The 16,636-nt window shown below is 67.3% G+C and carries 13 protein-coding genes, 1 tRNA gene and 2 pseudogenes; 11 read left to right on the top strand and 5 right to left on the bottom strand.

The window, feature by feature from the left end; translation table 11 throughout:
• The first annotated feature begins 32 nt into the window (after positions 1-32).
• The 3 genes from B116_RS0101680 to B116_RS0101690 all read left to right on the top strand — a co-directional run bounded on the left by B116_RS0101680 (position 33) and on the right by B116_RS0101690 (position 3,622).
• Complete coding sequence (locus B116_RS0101680) at positions 33-2,177, top strand: MMPL family transporter (RefSeq protein WP_018724387.1); 2,145 nt, start codon at positions 33-35, stop codon at positions 2,175-2,177.
• The gene (locus tag B116_RS0101685) at positions 2,167-3,408 is read left to right on the top strand and encodes an NAD(P)/FAD-dependent oxidoreductase (RefSeq protein WP_027659023.1); all 1,242 of its coding nucleotides are present in this window, start codon (positions 2,167-2,169) and stop codon (positions 3,406-3,408) included. Before B116_RS0101680 ends, B116_RS0101685 begins: the two co-directional genes overlap by 11 nt.
• Before the next feature lie 140 nt (positions 3,409-3,548).
• Positions 3,549-3,622, top strand: a tRNA-Ile gene (locus B116_RS0101690).
• Positions 3,623-3,784: 162 nt separating this feature from the next.
• Here B116_RS0101690 and B116_RS28885 read toward each other — a convergent pair.
• Positions 3,785-3,904 (bottom strand): annotated as a pseudogene (locus B116_RS28885) (hypothetical protein); the annotation flags it as partial.
• A 213-nt stretch (positions 3,905-4,117) separates the two neighbouring features.
• On the opposite strand from B116_RS28885, the gene B116_RS0101695 reads away from it, so the two are divergent.
• Complete coding sequence (locus B116_RS0101695; RefSeq protein ID WP_223874493.1) at positions 4,118-5,449, top strand: UDP-N-acetylmuramoyl-tripeptide--D-alanyl-D-alanine ligase; 1,332 nt, start codon at positions 4,118-4,120, stop codon at positions 5,447-5,449.
• Between the two features lie 3 nt (positions 5,450-5,452).
• Here B116_RS0101695 and B116_RS0101700 read toward each other — a convergent pair whose 3' ends face one another.
• Positions 5,453-6,898: a UDP-N-acetylmuramate--L-alanine ligase gene (locus B116_RS0101700; protein WP_027659025.1), complete on the bottom strand. Its 1,446-nt coding sequence runs from the start codon at positions 6,896-6,898 to the stop codon at positions 5,453-5,455.
• Between the two features lie 592 nt (positions 6,899-7,490).
• Positions 7,491-7,733: a helix-turn-helix domain-containing protein gene (locus B116_RS28890; protein ID WP_082312658.1), complete on the bottom strand. Its 243-nt coding sequence runs from the start codon at positions 7,731-7,733 to the stop codon at positions 7,491-7,493.
• Positions 7,734-8,472: 739 nt separating this feature from the next.
• Here B116_RS28890 and B116_RS0101705 point away from each other — a divergent pair.
• The gene (locus tag B116_RS0101705) at positions 8,473-9,582 is read left to right on the top strand and encodes a helix-turn-helix domain-containing protein (protein ID WP_223874497.1); all 1,110 of its coding nucleotides are present in this window, start codon (positions 8,473-8,475) and stop codon (positions 9,580-9,582) included.
• 7 nt (positions 9,583-9,589) lie between these two features.
• Positions 9,590-9,925: a PPC domain-containing DNA-binding protein gene (locus B116_RS26115; RefSeq protein ID WP_082312660.1), complete on the top strand. Its 336-nt coding sequence runs from the start codon at positions 9,590-9,592 to the stop codon at positions 9,923-9,925.
• A gap of 596 nt (positions 9,926-10,521) precedes the next feature.
• Here B116_RS26115 and B116_RS28895 read toward each other — a convergent pair.
• A pseudogene (locus tag B116_RS28895) lies at positions 10,522-10,783 on the bottom strand (MarR family transcriptional regulator); the annotation flags it as partial.
• A gap of 287 nt (positions 10,784-11,070) precedes the next feature.
• On the opposite strand from B116_RS28895, the gene B116_RS0101720 reads away from it, so the two are divergent.
• From B116_RS0101720 to B116_RS0101740, 5 genes are all read left to right on the top strand, one after another.
• Positions 11,071-12,087 carry a TerC family protein gene (locus B116_RS0101720; RefSeq protein WP_027659027.1) on the top strand — a complete coding sequence of 339 codons (1,017 nt, stop codon included), beginning with the start codon at positions 11,071-11,073 and terminating at the stop codon, positions 12,085-12,087.
• A 507-nt stretch (positions 12,088-12,594) separates the two neighbouring features.
• A complete protein-coding gene (nhaA, locus tag B116_RS0101725; RefSeq protein ID WP_027659028.1) occupies positions 12,595-13,896 on the top strand; it encodes a Na+/H+ antiporter NhaA in 1,302 nt (433 codons plus the stop codon).
• A 136-nt stretch (positions 13,897-14,032) separates the two neighbouring features.
• Complete coding sequence (locus tag B116_RS24630) at positions 14,033-14,269, top strand: hypothetical protein (RefSeq protein WP_033667239.1); 237 nt, start codon at positions 14,033-14,035, stop codon at positions 14,267-14,269.
• A 173-nt stretch (positions 14,270-14,442) separates the two neighbouring features.
• Positions 14,443-14,766: an ArsR/SmtB family transcription factor gene (locus B116_RS0101735; RefSeq protein WP_027659029.1), complete on the top strand. Its 324-nt coding sequence runs from the start codon at positions 14,443-14,445 to the stop codon at positions 14,764-14,766.
• A complete protein-coding gene (locus tag B116_RS0101740) occupies positions 14,766-15,152 on the top strand; it encodes a VOC family protein (RefSeq protein ID WP_027659030.1) in 387 nt (128 codons plus the stop codon). The genes B116_RS0101735 and B116_RS0101740 overlap by 1 nt, the downstream gene beginning before the upstream one ends.
• Before the next feature lie 96 nt (positions 15,153-15,248).
• On the opposite strand, the gene B116_RS0101745 is transcribed toward B116_RS0101740, so the two are convergent.
• Positions 15,249-16,586, bottom strand: a complete 1,338-nt coding sequence (locus B116_RS0101745; protein WP_027659031.1) for a right-handed parallel beta-helix repeat-containing protein — start codon at positions 16,584-16,586, stop codon at positions 15,249-15,251.
• Positions 16,587-16,636 lie beyond the last annotated feature (50 nt).

Consider the following 16,636-nt stretch of genomic DNA (forward strand, 5'->3'; position numbering starts at 1 on the left):
AACGTGCCGGAAGGCGCATCGGGTGGGTGTGGATGTCCGGGAAAGGTGCCGCGGGCCGGGGCACGTTGGTCGCGCTGCTCATCGCGCTCGCCTGGCTGGTGGTCGGCGGCCTCGCCGGGCCGTACACCGGCAGACTCAGTGAGGTCACCACCAACGACAACGCCGCCTTCCTCCCCACCGAGGCCGAGGCGACCCGGGCCCAGGACCTCTCCGAACTCTTCGTGGACCAGCTGACCACCCCGGCGCTGATCGTCTACGAACGCACCAGCGGCATCACCGACGCCGACCAGCAGCAGATCGCCGCCGACGCGGCCGAGATCGCCGAAGTACCCGGTGTGGTTGGCCCGCTGCCGCCGCCGATCCCCAGCTCGGATGGGCAAGCGGTCCAGCTGATCGTCCCGGTGGACGATGAGCGGGGCGAGGAGATCGCCGACGTCGTGGCGGAGCTGCGCACCGTCGTCGGTGCGGATCGGGACGGGCTCACCGTCAACGTCACCGGGCCGGCCGGCCTGCTCGCCGACCTGATCGATGTCTTCTCGGCGATCGACGGGACGCTGCTGCTGGTCACTCTCTGCGTAGTGCTCCTCATCCTGCTGGTCGTCTACCGCAGCCCGGTGCTGTGGATCTTCCCGCTGCTCGCCGCCGGCATGTCTTTCTCACTGGCCACGGCGATCGTCTACCGGCTCGCCGAAACCGACATCCTGACCCTCGACGGGCAGGCGCAGGGCATCCTCACCGTGCTGGTCTTCGGCGCCGGCACCGACTACGCCCTGCTCCTGATCGCCCGGTACCGGGAGGAGCTACACCGGCACGACAAGCCCGCCGCCGCCATGGCGGCGGCCTGGCGCGGCGCCGCCCCGGCGATCGCCGCCTCCGCCGGCACCACCATCGCCAGCCTGCTCTGCCTGCTGCTGTCCAGCCTGAGCTCCAACCAGGCACTCGGGCCGGTGGCCGCCATCGGCATCGGCGCCACCCTGCTGGTGATGCTCACCCTCCTACCCGCGCTGCTCGTGCTCGGCGGACGCCGAGTGTTCTGGCCACGCCAACCGCGACTCGACCACGCCGAGCCGCAGACCGAACACGGCATCTGGGGCCGCGTCGCGGGGTTCGTCGCCCGCCGGTCCCGCACAGTGTGGTTGGTCACCGCGTTCGCGCTGGCCGCACTCGCCCTCGGCCTCACCCAGCTGAACGTGACCACCCTGGGCGAGAGCGACCTGTTTACCGAGCCGACGGACTCGGTCGCGGGCCAGGACACGATCGCCCGCCACTACCCGGCCGGCACCGGTAGCCCGGCCATCATCTTCACCCGCCAGGAGACCGCCGAACAGGTCGCCGCCGTGGCCCAGGAGACGCCCGGTGTCGTTGCGGTCCGACCGGTCACCGACCGCCCCGGCGTCGGCCCAGGCTCGGACTCGGGCGGCGATTCACCACCGACCGAGCCGCCGAAGGTCGTCAACGGCATCGTGCAACTCGAGGCGACCCTCGCCGACACACCGGACTCCGACGGCGCCGAAGAGACCATTCGGGAGCTACGGACGGCGGTCCACGCCGTACCCGCCGCCGACGCGGTCGTCGGCGGCGTCACCGCGATCAACATCGACACCGCTGACGCCTCCACCAGAGACCGCAATGTCATCATCCCGGTGGTCCTCAGCGTCATCGCCGTCATCCTGGCGCTGCTGCTGCGCGCCCTGCTCGCCCCGTTGCTGCTCGTCGCCACCGTGCTGCTCTCGTACGGCGCCACGCTGGGCCTCTGCGCGCTGATCTTCAAGTACCTCTTCGACTTCCCCGGTGTGGACGCCTCCTTCCCGCTGTTCGCCTTCGTCTTCCTGGTCGCCCTCGGCATCGACTACAACATCTTCCTGATGAGCCGAATCCGGCAGGAAGCGGTGCGGCGGGGTACCCGCTCCGGGGTGCTGCACGGGCTCGTCGTCACCGGTGGAGTCATCACCTCCGCCGGCGTCGTGCTCGCCGCGACGTTCAGCGCGCTGGCCGTACTTCCGCTGGTGGTGCTCATCGAACTGGGCGTGGCGGTCGCCGTGGGCGTCCTGATCGACACGATCATCGTCCGCTCGCTGCTGGTGCCCGCCCTCGCGTACGACATCGGGTCGAAGATCTGGTGGCCGAGCCGGCTGGCCCGGACCAGCGGAGGGCGGGAGTCGCGCGATGCCGGTTGATACGGACGTGGTGATCGTCGGTGGTGGCCTGGCCGGGCTGGCGGTGGCACGCCGGCTGCACCGCGCCGGGGTGCCCTGGCGGCTCCTCGAAGCGAGTGGCCGGCTCGGCGGCCGGGTCGGCACCGACCTCGTTGACGGGTTCCGGCTCGACCGGGGCTTCCAGGTGCTCAACACCGCGTACCCGCGGCTCGGCACCCTGCTGGACGTCAACCAGCTCGACCTCGGGTACCTCGTCCCCGGGGTGCTGGTGCGCCACGGCGACACCCGTACCAGACTGGTTAACCCGCTCCGCGAACCCGCCGGTGCGCCCACCGCCCTGCTCGCCGGAGTCGGGTCGCTGCTCGACCGACTCCGCTTCGCCGCACTCGCCACCGGCGCCGCCACGCTGCCCGCGCGGCAGTTACTCCACGCCCCGGAGACCACCACCGAGGCGGCACTGCGCCGCGCCGGCCTCTCCGGCACCATCATCGAGCAACTGCTCCGGCCGTTTCTCTCCGGTGTGTTCCTGGAACGTGAGCTGGAGACCTCCAGCCACGTCTTCGCGCTGGTGCTGCGCTCCTTCGTCCGGGGCCGCATCGGGCTGCCCGCCGAGGGGATGGCCGCGCTGCCGTACGCGATCGCCGCCCCGCTCCCCACCGACCTGATCGACCTGGACACCCCGGTTGACCACGTCGCGCCGGGTCGGGTGCGGACCCCGGCCGGTGCCGTCACCGCCCGGGCCGTCGTGGTCGCGGTCGACCCACCCACGGCGACCACTCTGCTGCCGGCGCTCTCCGCAGTCCGCATGCACAGCTACACGACCTGGTACCACGCCACCGAGACGGCGCCACTGAAGGAGCCGATTCTGCTCGTTGACGGCGACCGCCGAGAGTTGATCACTAACACCGTCGTCGTGAGCAAGGCGGCACCGACGTACGCGCCGAAGGGCCAGCACCTCGTCGCCACCTCGATGGTGGGCCCAACCGTACCGCCCGAGCCGGTGATCCGAACCGAGCTGGCCCGCCTCTACGGACAGTCCACCGCCGACTGGGCGTATCTGAGCACCGTCACCATCGCCGGGGCGCTCCCCGCCGCGCCACCGCCACAGGGCCGGCTCCGGCGCCCGGTCGCGCTCGGCGACGGCCTCTTCGTCTCCGGTGACCACCGAGACAGCCCGTCGATCCAGGGCGCACTGGCCAGCGGCTGGCGTACCGCCGGCGCGGTCCTCGCGTACCTGCGGCCAACGGCCTGACCGTGCCTCGGCCGAGCAGGCCGGGAGCACACTGTTATCCTCGCGTTGCCCATCGTGCTACAGCGCTTGCCGCCGTGATCGAGGGAAGCTGGTTCATGCTGGCCACTGATCAACCAGGCGGGTACGATCCAGCGCGGTACGGGGCGGTAGCTCAGCTGGTCAGAGCAGGGGACTCATAATCCCTCGGTCGCGGGTTCAAGTCCCGCCCGCCCCACATCAAGAAGCGCGCTTGACCTGGTGTTTCTTGCCACTCTTGCAATCTTTTCCATTGCTCGGCGTCGATGCAGAGGGCCGCTGTGAGCCCGACGTGAGCCCGGCGGATCAGGTGCACGCCGAGGGCCGCGCCGAGCTGCGCCAATCGCAACAGGTTCGTGGTCGCCCGCAGCGCTTCGTCCTTGTCCGCACGGGAGGCGACCAGGTACAGCTCTGCCAACTCGTCGACGATCACGATCACGACCACCGGCGACCGGCAGGCGAATTGCGGTACATAAAACACAGCTCGGCACAGTGCCAGTAGCGCTAGCGACAGTTGGCATCGTGCCAATTGGGCTATTGCCAGTAGCTACCGGCGCGCAGACAACCGCGATCCGGCTACAGCCCTCGTTCCGCCGACCGCAGGCGGTAGGTTCATCACGTGTTTCCGATGACTCTGCAAGGGATCACGGCCGTTGTCGGCGGAGCCGTCCACGACGCTCCCCAAGGCGTGATCGTGACCGCCCCAGTTGTGTTCGACAGCCGACGCGTCGAGGCCGGCGGCATGTTCGTGGCGCTGCCCGGTGAGCGCGTCGACGGGCACGACTACGCCGCCCAGGCGATCGAGGCCGGCGCGGCAGCGGTGCTGGCGTCACGGCCAGTCGGAGTACCCGCCGTGGTCGTCGAGGACGTGCCCACTGCCTACGGGCGACTCGCCCGCGCGGTGGTGGACCGGCTGCCGCAAACCACCGTGATCGGGGTGACCGGCTCGGTGGGCAAGACGTCGACCAAGGACATCCTCGCCCAGGTGCTGCCCGCGTGGGGTGCCACGGTGGCCAACCGGGCGTCGAACAACAACGAGCTTGGGTTGCCGTACACGGTCACCCGCGCCACCGCCGACACCCGCTATCTGGTGTTGGAGATGGGCGCACGCGGCATAGGCCACGTGGCCTACCTGACCCGCATCGCCCCACCCACCGTCAGCGTCGTCACCCGCGTCGGACACGCGCACCTTGGCGAGTTCGGGTCGGTGGAGAATATCGCCCAGGCCAAGGGTGAGATCGTGGAAGCGCTGCCCGACGCCCGCGACGGCGGGTTGGCCGTGCTCAACGGCGACGATGGTTTGGTGGCCGCGCTGGCGAGCCGTACCCGCGCCCGGGTGTTGACCTACGGCATCGACAACCCGGCTGACGTGCGCGCCGAGAGCGTGACCGTGGACGAGTTGGGCCGCGCCGGCTTCCGGCTGATGCATGGCGGCCAGGCCGCCGAGGTGCGGTTGCGTCTCTACGGCCTGCACCAGGCGTCCAACGCGTTGGCCGCCGCCACGGTTGCCCTCGGTCTAGGGCACCCGATCGAGGCGGTAGCCGACGCGGTGTCGCAAGCCGAGGCGGCGTCGCCCGGCCGCATGCAGGTCAGCACCCGCGCCGACGGGGTGACCGTCATCAACGACGCCTACAACGCCGCGCCTGACGCGATGCGGGCCGCGTTGCGCGCCTTGCACGCGATGGCCGGGGACGGGCGGCGGGCGGTCGCGGTGCTCGGGGAGATGGCTGAGCTGGGCGACCACGCCGCACAGGTGCACCGCGAGATCGGGCAACAGGTGGCCGAGATCGGAGCCGGGTGGCTAGTCGCCATCGGCGGAGCCGACGCCGAGCAGTACGCGACCGGAGCAGCCGGCAACGGCACGGCCCTAGACCGGGCGGGCAACGTAGCCGAGGCGTGGGAGTTGCTGCGCGACGGGTTGCGGCCGGGCGACGTGGTGTTGGTCAAGGCAGCCAACAGCGCCGGGCTCCTCGCGCTCGCGGACAAGCTAATCGAGGAACCCGGCGCCATCACCGCCCAGGCGTAGCACTCACGCGGACAACGCGACCTCGCTCCGGCTGCTCAGAGCGTCAAGGATCGCCGCACCGTAGCCGGTTACGTCACCGGTGCCCATCGTCAGCACCACGTCACCGCGGCCAGCCATCCGCCCGATGAGCCGCGCCGCCTGGTCCGGGCCGAGCGGCAGGCAGTAGTCGCCCTCGCGCAGCCGGGCCACGATCGCGGAGGTGTCCGCCACGGGTCGACCGGTCGGCACCGTGCCGTGCACATCCAGGAGCAAGACGTGATCGGCCTTGTCCGCCAGAACGCCGCCGATGCGCTCCCCGAACGCCAGCACGCGGGCGTGTCCGGATGGCTGGAACACCACGAACACCCGACCCCGCGCCAGGGTGCGCGCGGCATCCAGATCGGCGGCGATCTCGTGCGGGTGATCGGCGTAGGAATCGATCACCGTCACCCCGGCGCGGGTGTCGATGTGCTCGAACCGCCGACGCACCCCGGCGAAAGAGCACACTGCCCCGGCCACGTCGACGGGGTCCAGGCCCAGCGCCACCGCGCACGCAATGGCCGCCGCCGCGTTGTCCAGGTGGTGCGTCGCCGGAGTCGGCAAGGTCAGCCGGGCCTCCGTTCCGTTCGGCATCCGCACCGTCGCGGACGCACTCCAGCCCTCGGCGTGCACGTCCAACAGCCGCACATCCGCCGTCCGGTCCCAGCCATAGCGCAGTACCGTCAGGTCGGGACGCTCGTCGGCGATCACATCGGCGGCCACCGTCGCCCCCACACAATCCGCGTTGACGATCAGGAACCCGTCGGGGGCGACCCGGCCGCCGAACCCGACGTAGGCCCGCAGAACCTCGGCGTGGCTGACAAAATTCTCCGGGTGGTCGTCGGTCACGTTCGTGATGACCGCGATCGACGGAGTAAGGAAGTGGAACGAGCGGTCCGACTCGTCCGCCTCCGCCACCAGCAGCCGAGACGCGCCGAGGTGGGCGCCCGAGCCGACCTCGGCCACGTCGGCACCGATCAGGTAACTCGGGTTCTGCCCAAGCGTGCGCAGGATGTGAGCGAGCATGCCCGCCGTGGTGGACTTGCCATGCGATCCGGACACCGCCACCAGTCGCCGCGCGGCGGCCAACACGTCGAGGACCTGCGCCCGATGCACCACCGGGACGCCCGCGACCCGGGCCGCACGCACCTCGGGCGCGTTCTGCGCGACGGTGGTGTAGACGACGCAGCTAGCGCCCTCAGTGCGCGCCGGGTCGTGCCCAACCTGCGCTCGCACGCCGGCCGCACGCAGCGCCGCCAGCGCGGCCGAGTCACGTAGATCGCTGCCGCTGACCTCGTGGCCCAACTCGACCAACAGCCGCGCCAGGCCGGACATCGCGCAACCGCCGATGCCCACGAAGTGCGGACGGGACAGGTCGATCGGACCGGTGTACGCCTCGATTGTCGGGTTACCAGTGATCGTGTCGGTCATGGTGCCGTGTCTCCTTCTGTGTGAAAGCTGACGGGTTCGTGCCAAGAGCTGACGTGCTAGAGGGATTCACTCCTTCCACTCGTGCGACTCCTTGCACGGCCGAGCTGACCTCGGGTCACCGTCTCGGCCGCGCGAGTCCAATCGATCTGTGTCGGGCCATCCGACGCCCGTGTCGCCGAAGCAGACGGTGGAGCGGCCCGAAGCGACGGCAGGTAGCCCGCAGGCGGCATCGTCGGCCCAGGGGTCAGGCGCTTGCGCCTACGCCCTGACCGGCATGCCGGACGCCCGGCCGCGCGGGAGGCGGCGTGACCGATACGGACGGTGCCGAGGACGGCTCAGGTCCGCGTCGTAATCCACGGCGCTGTCCCTTCCATCCGCTTGGACGACGGACGAGCGGCCGAGGTGCGCCGCCGACGTAGCTACTGCTACTTCATTGAGCAGGAGTTGAAGATCGCGGCACACGCACCTTGGCGGCGACTCAGACAAGCGCAGCTGGATCCGCTCCATCGCTCTCTGATCGCGTAAGCGGCTCGACAGCATCTCGGTTTTCGCCCACGCGGCCACCTACAAACCACCGGCACCCAGAGCAAGATCACACGCAAACCAGAACTCTCGTGGAGTTGACTGCCGTCCCGTCCCGTCCCGTCTCGACGCTGGCGACCGTGCTGCGCGACCAGCGAACCATCCGGGCGAGGTCCACCTGTCTGACGCCGGCAGCCCTACGCGTGTTCGCTAACCGAGCCCCCAGCAACCGACGAGCATCCGCCACCGTTGCTGGCGTCACCGGCTCCGCAGCAGCGCGTAGGGGAAAACGCGCAGCGGTGGCAACTGCCATGACGACCACCTACCGCGCCGCGAGCAGCATGGGCACACCGACACGACGCGCGCCGACCAGCTCCGGGCGAGTAGCCCCGGGCCGACGGCAGGGCAGACGTAGTGATCGCGTGAACACCAACACCGCTGCTTCCCGGGAAGCGCACGGCCCCGCCGTTCCGCAGCTCAGACACCTACCATCCGCGCTCGACACCGCGTGTCGCTCAAGCGCGACCTGCGCGGCATCTACCTGTTCGCCGCCGGGGTACATGGCCATCCTCAACCGCCTTTCACGCTGGTGGTCGTACGCCTTGCGAGCGGAAGACCGGGCGTTGTCCGGCCTAGCGCAACGTGCCGACCGCCTGCCTGCGTGGACTGAGCAGCGCAAAGCAGGAGCCGCAACGCCGTAATCGACCTATCGCTTATCGTTACGACACGATGCCGTGGGGCGGACCTTGGGCAACATGACAGATGATGGATGTCGATATGCACCTCCTGCATGGGCACAACCGACACTCGGATGGGATCTTGGAGAGGCACTGCCTACCATCAAGGCTCGGCAGCCACGCAAGGACGCCAAGATGACATCGACCCGCCAGACCCGCTATTGCCGCTGCGGCGCACGGCTCGCACGCGACAATACCGATGGCCGCTGTTCACCCTGCTCGTCCCACGACCGACAGCACCCAGAGTCAGCGCCGAAGGTTCCGGCCGACTTTTGGAACGAGGTCGTCCTTGCTCGAGCGCTACAAGACCGCCACATGGGCCGAGTGATCCGAGCCTGGCGAACCCACCCCTACCATGGCCGCCATCCGATATCTCAAGATCAGGCCGCTTCCTGGGTCGGCATGAGCCAAGCTCAACTAAGCCGGATCGAGAACGGTCCCCCCGTCGTCCACCTTGACCGCTTGGCGCAGTGGGCAGCAGTGCTACACATACCGGAAGACCGATTGTGGTTCGCACTGCCAGCCGCCAACGAAGAGCTGGACGAGAAAGAGGGCACAGTGAACCGCCGCCAGTTCCTTTCCTCGACGGCCGCCACCGCCGCCAGCGGGTTTCTGTACGACCCTTCGATTCCCGCCCAGCCAATTGGTGACCACGAAGCCGTCGATTGGCTCGCATGGCACCTTTGGCAAAACCGTAAGGACGAGCTGGATCCTTCCCGAATCCCGCAGTCAATTTCTCATCGCTTGAACGCGCACCCACACGTCCTACGAACAGCAGGCGGAGCCTACCGATTCATGGACCCGGCACTGACCGACGTTCTCGTCGCCCACCGCGTATTCGGTGACATCGCCCAGGGCAGCGGGCATCTCCTCGCTACCGCCCAGACCAGTCACGCCACCGATCTCACCATCAGCGCTCTGGCAGCCGAAAACGAGAAAGCATGCCGGGGCCTGACCGCATGGATGCGTAGCGGTGCCACCGCAGTCCTCAGAGTCAACTCCGCCGGCATCCTCGCCAAGGTGGGAGCGGCTGACCTTAGCGATGCGGCAATCTCGGCCATCCGCAGCGACCGAGACGCCCGACACCTCTACGTCACAGCCGTCGCCAGCCGAGTCCTGGAACTGCCGTGGGAGCGAGCAGCCGATCTATCCGGCGCGACAAACACACATGCAGCCGACTGGACGCTTGGTGAAGGTGACGGCACGAAAGCGTGGGCATCGCGCCGTCTTGCCGATGAGCTTGCGAACAACCGGGACGCCGCCGCCCGATGGTGCAGCGCCGTACTGTTCGCGACGTGCATAGACATAGAGGATACCCGGATGCGATCCGCTCTGATGTTGGCTGTCAAGAACGAACCGTGCCGCGAAAACCTGCGCGCATATGCGGCAGTGCTGGCCGGTGCCACTCCTCTAAAGATTGGATAAGCAGTCGATGAAGCTGTTGAGCGTCAAGCCTGGTGAAGAAGTAGTCGACACGCTTACCCGGCGTGCAGCGGAAGAGGGCATAGCGAATGGCGCAATCGTCTCTCTCATCGGTGCTGTTGAGGGGTGCGCGATCAGCAACATGCCTGCGGACGACGCAAGCACGGACATCGTCAACGAGTACCGGCAGCCATTCGAGTTGAGTGGCACCGGCGAGATCCGGGACGGCAAGGTCCATGTGCATGTGGTCCTCGGTCGGGAGGGCGACGGGGCACTTGCCGGTCACCTGCACTGGGCGCGCGTCGAAACCTTCTTCGTGCACGCGTACACGATCCCGTTGGAGTAGGGTAGCCAGAGTCAGAAGGAATCAGCCCAATCACCTATCGCTACCCCTCCACAAGCTGGCAGTAGGTAAGCGTGCCATGAAAGCGGGGACTCAGGTCGGCCCACGCGGCGAGGCCAAGCCAACCGACCTGGCCGATTCAGGTGCTCGGACTGTACTTCGCAGATCCCGGAGCGGCTCAGGCAGAGCGGCAGCCAAAGTGAGCCCGACGTGAGCCCGGACGTCTACGGACTAAGCGACACTGTCCACTACGAATGAACCGCCGTAGGGGTGTCTACCTGCATAGATAGACACCCCTACGGACTGCCCGTCACCCGCGATCATGATCGGGATTCAACTCATAATCCCTCGGTCGCGGGTTCAAGTCCCGCCCGCCCCACTCCAAGCCACTCCTGAGCTGCGAAAACGTAAGCTGAAGATCATCGGGCACAGAGTCAGGGCGCAACCTAACTCCGATCTTGGGTTCGGTAGCTACTCTGCCCGGCACTGCCGGAGTTCCGCAGGAGGTCACCGACCAGGCCACGGCCGGTCCTTCTTCGGCAGCCAGTGCACGTAGGTCTCCAAGGTGATCCGCAGATTGGCATGCCGGAGCGCCTTCTGCGCCTCCTGGGGCTCGACGCCGAGGCAAGTTGCGATCCCTCCGGGTGATGAGCGACAGCAGGGTGTCGGCCGGGGCGGCGAGGACTAACTTGATCTTTAACCTGCGGGGCGGCGCGTTCGGTGATGCCGACGGAGGTGGCGACGTCACGCAGGCGTGCGGCCGGCTCGCGAACGATGGCCAGTAGCACGTGCGCGTGGTTGGTGAAAAATGTCCACCCCTTTCGCTGCGGGTGCAGTGTTCGGCTGGGCTGCCACAGTCATCAGCGCCTCCGTTCTCGACGTGGTCCTCTACTCCGATTTACGTAGTTCGAGACACGAAACCAGCATCGCAAGTCCTCTCCCTAGTCTTGACAGACGAAGCATGCTTCGCGAATAATTCGTCGTAGTTCGAAGGGGAGTACCCGACGTTCCGCGCACCGCCGTCAGTACGAGTCCGGCCTACCCGGGTTCCGGTGGTGCAGCCACTGGTTCAGTGGCTTGGGGAGACCTTCGTCCAGCACGGCCGGCCTCTTGTGTGGGTCCGGCCGGGACGAAAGGTCTCCCCAAGAATGTCCGTGTCCTGGTGGGTCTGGGCCGTACTCATGCTCGCGGTTGCCGCGATGCTGGCAGTCGACCTGTTCCTGCATCGCGACAACCACGTCATCGGGTTCCGCGAGGCCGCGATCTGGTCTGGTATCTGGATCGTCGCCGGTCTGCTGTTCGGCGTGATCCTGTGGCTGTGGCAGGGTGGCGAGGTAGCCGGCACCTATTACGCCGGATACCTGATCGAGAAGGCGCTGTCGATCGACAACGTGTTCATCTTCGCGCTGATCTTCACCTACTTCGCCGTCCCCGCCGCCTTCCAACACAAGGTGCTGTTCTGGGGAGTCATCGGCGCCCTGGTGTTTCGGCTGGTGTTCATCATCGTCGGCGCGGAACTGCTGGAATCGTTCTTCTGGACCGCCTACGTGTTCGGTGTGTTCCTCATCTACACCGGCTACCAGATGGCATTCCGCCACGGCGGGCAGACCCCGCCGGACCGCAACCCGGTCGTACGTCTGGTGCGCAAGGTGATCCCGACCGACCCGGCATATCACGGCGACAAGTTCTTCACCCGAATCAACGGCAAGCGGGTGGCCACCCTGTTGTTCGTGGTGCTCATCGCGGTCGAGGCCACCGACCTGATCTTCGCCATGGATTCTGTGGCGACGATCTTGGCCATCACCAGTAGCACCTTCATCGTCTGGACCGCGAACGCGTTCGCGATCCTCGGCCTGCGCAGCCTCTACTTCTGCCTCGCCGGGCTGCTGCGCCGCTTCGTGCACCTGCACTACGGACTTGCAGTCCTGCTCACCTTCGCCGGCGTCAAGCTGATCCTGTCGGAGACCCCGGTCGGCAAACTCCCGATTCCGGTCACTCTCGGCGTCATCGTCGCCACGCTCACGGTGTCGATCGTATGGAGCCTGCACAGCACCCGCGGCACCACCACGGACGCCATCGACGCCGGCGAGCCGACCGACTCCGCCCCGGATTCGCGCACTGATCACCTCGAACAGTTGCCGACACCGCGACGAGGGGCACGGTGATGACGACGACCCCGCTGTTTGTTCGCCGAGTTGCCCACCACTGCGACCACCGATGTCGGGAACGGCGCATGCCGCCGCGCAGCGGGCCGTGGGCTGCCTGCCCGGCCGACGGCCTTCCGGTCCGGCACGCCACCGTCGTCGGTGTCGACCTACGCCTGGCTGATCGTCGTCGCGGTGACCCGCTGGCGTCGCGGTACGGGGCGTGGACACCGGCGCAGTCGCCCAGGCCGCTACCCGCGGCAGCCGTGAGTCCTCACCACCGTCGACGAGCGCATCGAACTCGGGCTGATCCGTGGCGGCTGGATCGCCCACTACCTTCAGTGCCCTCGACCACCATCACGGCGTCGCCCTCGCCGTCCGGAACGGACAAGCAACCGCCGCGCCCGGCCCTCGCGAGTGAGGTGGGCAGCGACCCGGCGGCGAGGCCGAGCCGTACAAAGCTGCTCAGCCTCGCCGTGACACGTCCCTCGTGAGGCGCTGCCCCGTACCCACCAGACAGGAGGACCGATGGACGCCACCCGACAAGATCTCCCGCCCGGATCCGTCGTACGACGCCAGGCCGGCCGCATCGCCGATGTCCTGCGCGCGGAGACGACCGGCGGCGCGCTCCTGCTCGCCGGAGCCGTCATCGCGCTCATCTGGGCGAACTCGCCCGGATCCCCCGGCTACGACGCCATGCGCTCGTTCACTGTCGGTCCGACCTGGCTGCACCTGGATCTGTCGCTGGCGGCATGGGCCAAGGACGGCCTGCTGGCCATCTTCTTCTTCGTTGCCGGGCTGGAACTCAAACGCGAGTTCGTGACTGGTGAACTCCGGCAGCCACGCCGCGCCGCGGTGCCCATCGCCGCCGCCGTCGGCGGTGTCCTGGCACCCGCAGCCGTGTACGTGCTGATCACCGCCGCCGCCGGAGCCGACGCCCTACGCGGCTGGGCCATCCCCGCCGCCACCGACATCGCCTTCGCCTTGGCGGTACTCGCCGTCATTGGCCGACACCTGCCACCCGCCGTCCGGGTCTTCCTTCTCACCCTGGCCGTGGTGGACGACCTGATCGCCATCATGATCATCGCCGTTTTCTACACCGCCACCCTGTCGGTCACGCCGCTGTTGGCCAGCGCCCTACCGCTGGTTGCCTTCGCGATCTTGTTACGACGCCAGGTGACCTCCGCCTGGCTGCTTCTGCCGCTGGCTCTCACGGCCTGGGCACTCGTGCATGCCTCCGGTGTCCACGCCACCGTCGCCGGAGTTTTGCTCGCCCTCACCGTGCCCGCCCGCCCGCAGGCCCAGCACGAGCACACCGCCGTGCCCACCAGCCTGATCGAACGCTTCGAGCACACCGTCAAACCGGTCTCCGCTGGCCTGGCCGTACCTGTCTTCGCGTTGATGTCCGCCGGGGTTGCCATAGGCGGCCTGGGCGGACTGGTGTCCGCCCTCACCGATCCGGTCGCCATCGGCGTCATCGCCGGGCTCGTCATCGGCAAGCCCCTCGGCATCATCGCGGTCACCTGGCTCGTCACCCGCCTCACCCGAACAGGTCTCGGCACCAATCTGACCTGGACCCACATCACCGGACTGTCCATGCTCGCCGGAATCGGCTTCACCGTCTCCCTGCTCATCGGTGAGCTCTCCTTCGCCGATGGCACCGGACGTCATGACCATGTGAAGATCGCCATTCTCGCCGGATCTCTGCTCGCCGCCGTCCTCGCCGCCGTCATCCTGCGTCTGCCCCACCGTGCCCACCGACACAGCAACGACGCCATACCCCGCGACCCCGAGCAGACCCGAGCCGGGGAGACGGCAGGGACTGCGTAGAATTCCGTGTTTGACCCGGGTGGTCCTTCCTGTACAGGACGTCGATCCTGTCCAGGAAGGACCACGTCATGACAGACAAGAACAACGCTGTTCAGCTTCCTGAACCGACGTCGGCGGAGGTGGAGTTTGCGCAGCAGTGGTCGAGCGGGCCAAGGCCGATGGAGTCTCGTTGGTCGGCCCGGGTGGGCTCCTCGCGGGGATCATCCGGACCGTCCTCGAATCAGCGCTCGGTGCGGAGCTGGATGCTCACCTCGACAAGGCCGGCGATCAGACTCAGGAGCGGCGCGGGCGTAGCGGGAGCGGATCACCGGTGTTCGTGGCGAAGTGGTTCGCCTGGCGGTACCTCCGGCCCACCATCAAGAAGCGCGCCTGACCTCGGGTATCTTGCCACTCTTGCGATCTTTCCACTGCTCGGAGTCGATGCAGAGGGCCGCTGTGAGCCCGGCGGATCGCGTGGAGAGCCCTGACGGGGGACCAGGCGTGGGCGGGGCTGGCGTGTCGAGTAGTGGCTAGATAGGCAAGTAGCCACTTGCCTATCATTGTCGGGTGAGTGATGCTGGCGCAGACAAGGGCCACCAGGCTGGAACGGGTGACGTCTTCAAGGCACTGGCCGACCCGACCCGCCGGAAGATCCTCGACGAGCTGGCGGAGCGGGACGGTCAGACGTTGTTCGAGATCTGCTCGCGACTGACCATGAAGCACCAGCTGGGTTCGTCCCGCCAGGCGATCTCACAGCACCTGGAGGTGCTGATCCGGGCCGACCTGGTGGCCAGCCGTCGGGCGGGTCGCTACAAGTTTCACCACCTCAACACCGAGCCCTTGGAGCGCCTTACCAATCGATGGCGCAACCGCGAAGCGAAGGAGAGCTGATGCGCATTCACGTCACGAGCGTTCTTGTGCACGACCAGGAGGTGGCACTGCGGTTCTATACCGAGGTGCTGGGCTTCGTGAAGAAGATGGAGGTTCCGCTCGGCGACTACCGCTGGCTCACGGTCGTTTCGCCAGAGGATCCGGGCGGCTGCGAACTGCTGCTCGAGCCGGACGCCCATCCCGCGGCCAAGCCGTGGAAGGAGGCGTTGGTCAACGATGGAATTCCGGCTACGTCTTTCGCGGTCGAGGATGTCATCGCAGAAGTGGAACGACTTCGCGGTATGGGCGTCCGGTTCACCCAGGAGCCCCTGCAGATGGGTGCCGTCACCACGGCGGTCCTCGACGACACCTGCGGCAACCTGGTTCAGCTTGTGCAGGCCACCTGACCACCTGACCTCGGCCGATGGCCGGGGGAGGAGAGGTTCCGTCCGCCCGCTAACAGCGGCCGGACGGAACCCCTGGTGACGGGTTAGACACCGGGGCTAGCCCGCGCAGCCAGGAACGTTGTTGCAGTTGTTGGGCCGGTTTTTGATGACGACGGTGCCGGTGGCGGTGTTCAGGTTCACTGTTCCGGCAGTGTTGAGGATTCCTCCGCCGATGGTGATGGCGATGTTTTCGGTCACCTTCGTGGTGAACAGGCTGATTGTTCCGAAGTTTCGGATTCCACCGCCCAGGTCGGACTGGTTCCCGACTACCTTTGTTCGACGCAACACCGTTTCCCCGCTATTGAGGATTCCTCCGCCAGTGGAAGTTGCGGTGTTGTCCTTGATCAGGCTCTCCTCGACGACGGCGAAGTTGTCCCCCGCTTCGACGGACAACCCGCCTCCGGAGAGTTCCGACCTATTATTCGACAGGTTAACGTGCCGCATCGTTAGCTGCGCGGTGTTGCCCACCCGGACGCCGGCGCCGCTGTCGGAGGTGTTGTTTCCGGTGATTTTGGTGCCGGTCACCTCACCGTTGGCGCCGAACACGAACAACCCTCCAGCGGCGGTTGCTTGGTTGCCGGAGATACTGCCGCCCTTGATGGTGACGGTGCTGCCGGATTCGAATATGCCGCCGCCAGCGTTGGCAATATTGGCATCGATGTCAGACTCCCTGACTTTCAGGAGGCCGAAACTGTGGATTCCGCCGCCGCTATCGCCGGCAGTGTTTCGGCTGATAGTGGTGTGGTTGACGTGGGTGGTGCCGTTGTTGCCGATTCCGCCACCCGAGGTCAGCGCGAAATTGCGGGTGATGGTGCTGTGGTTGGTGGTGAGGGCACCGCCGGCGGCTACGAGGATGCCGCCGCCATCGTCGGGGGTATTTCCGCCGGTGATTTTGAGTTTGTTGAGGGTGAGGTTGCCGCCGGTGTTGATGGTGAGGATTCTGAATTCGTCTGCGGCGGCGGCGCGTTCGATGGTGGTGTGTTTGNNGCCGTTGAGGGTGATGGGGGTGGTGATGGCGGGGAGTCCGGCGCCGTCGATGTCGGCGGTGAGTAGGTAGGTGCAGTCTTTGGCGAGGTCGAGGGTGGCGCCGCCGCGGGCGTTGGCGAGGGTGATCGCGGCGATCAGGGCATCGGCATCACAGGGCACGGGGGTGCCTGGCGGCTTCTTCTCCTTCTTGCCCTTGCCCTTGTCCTTGTCGCTCTTGTCGTGGTGATCTCCGCCGGAGGATCGATCGTCGGCGGTGGCGAGGACGCGTCCGTCCGCGTTGGCGGGGGTGCCGACGGTGGTGAGAGCGAGGCTGGTTACGCCGGCGAGCCCGACGGCCCACCAACGCCATCGTGATCTCGTTGGAGTCTTACCCGGGTGACCCGGTGGGGGTCGGTGCGGACGGTTCATCGCGGCGTCGGTGTCCTTTCTTGGTCACGGATGATGAACCCACCCAGGGT

Origin of the sequence: Salinispora fenicalii, from assembly GCF_000514815.1 — a bacterium.
Classification (GTDB): domain Bacteria; phylum Actinomycetota; class Actinomycetes; order Mycobacteriales; family Micromonosporaceae; genus Micromonospora; species Micromonospora fenicalii.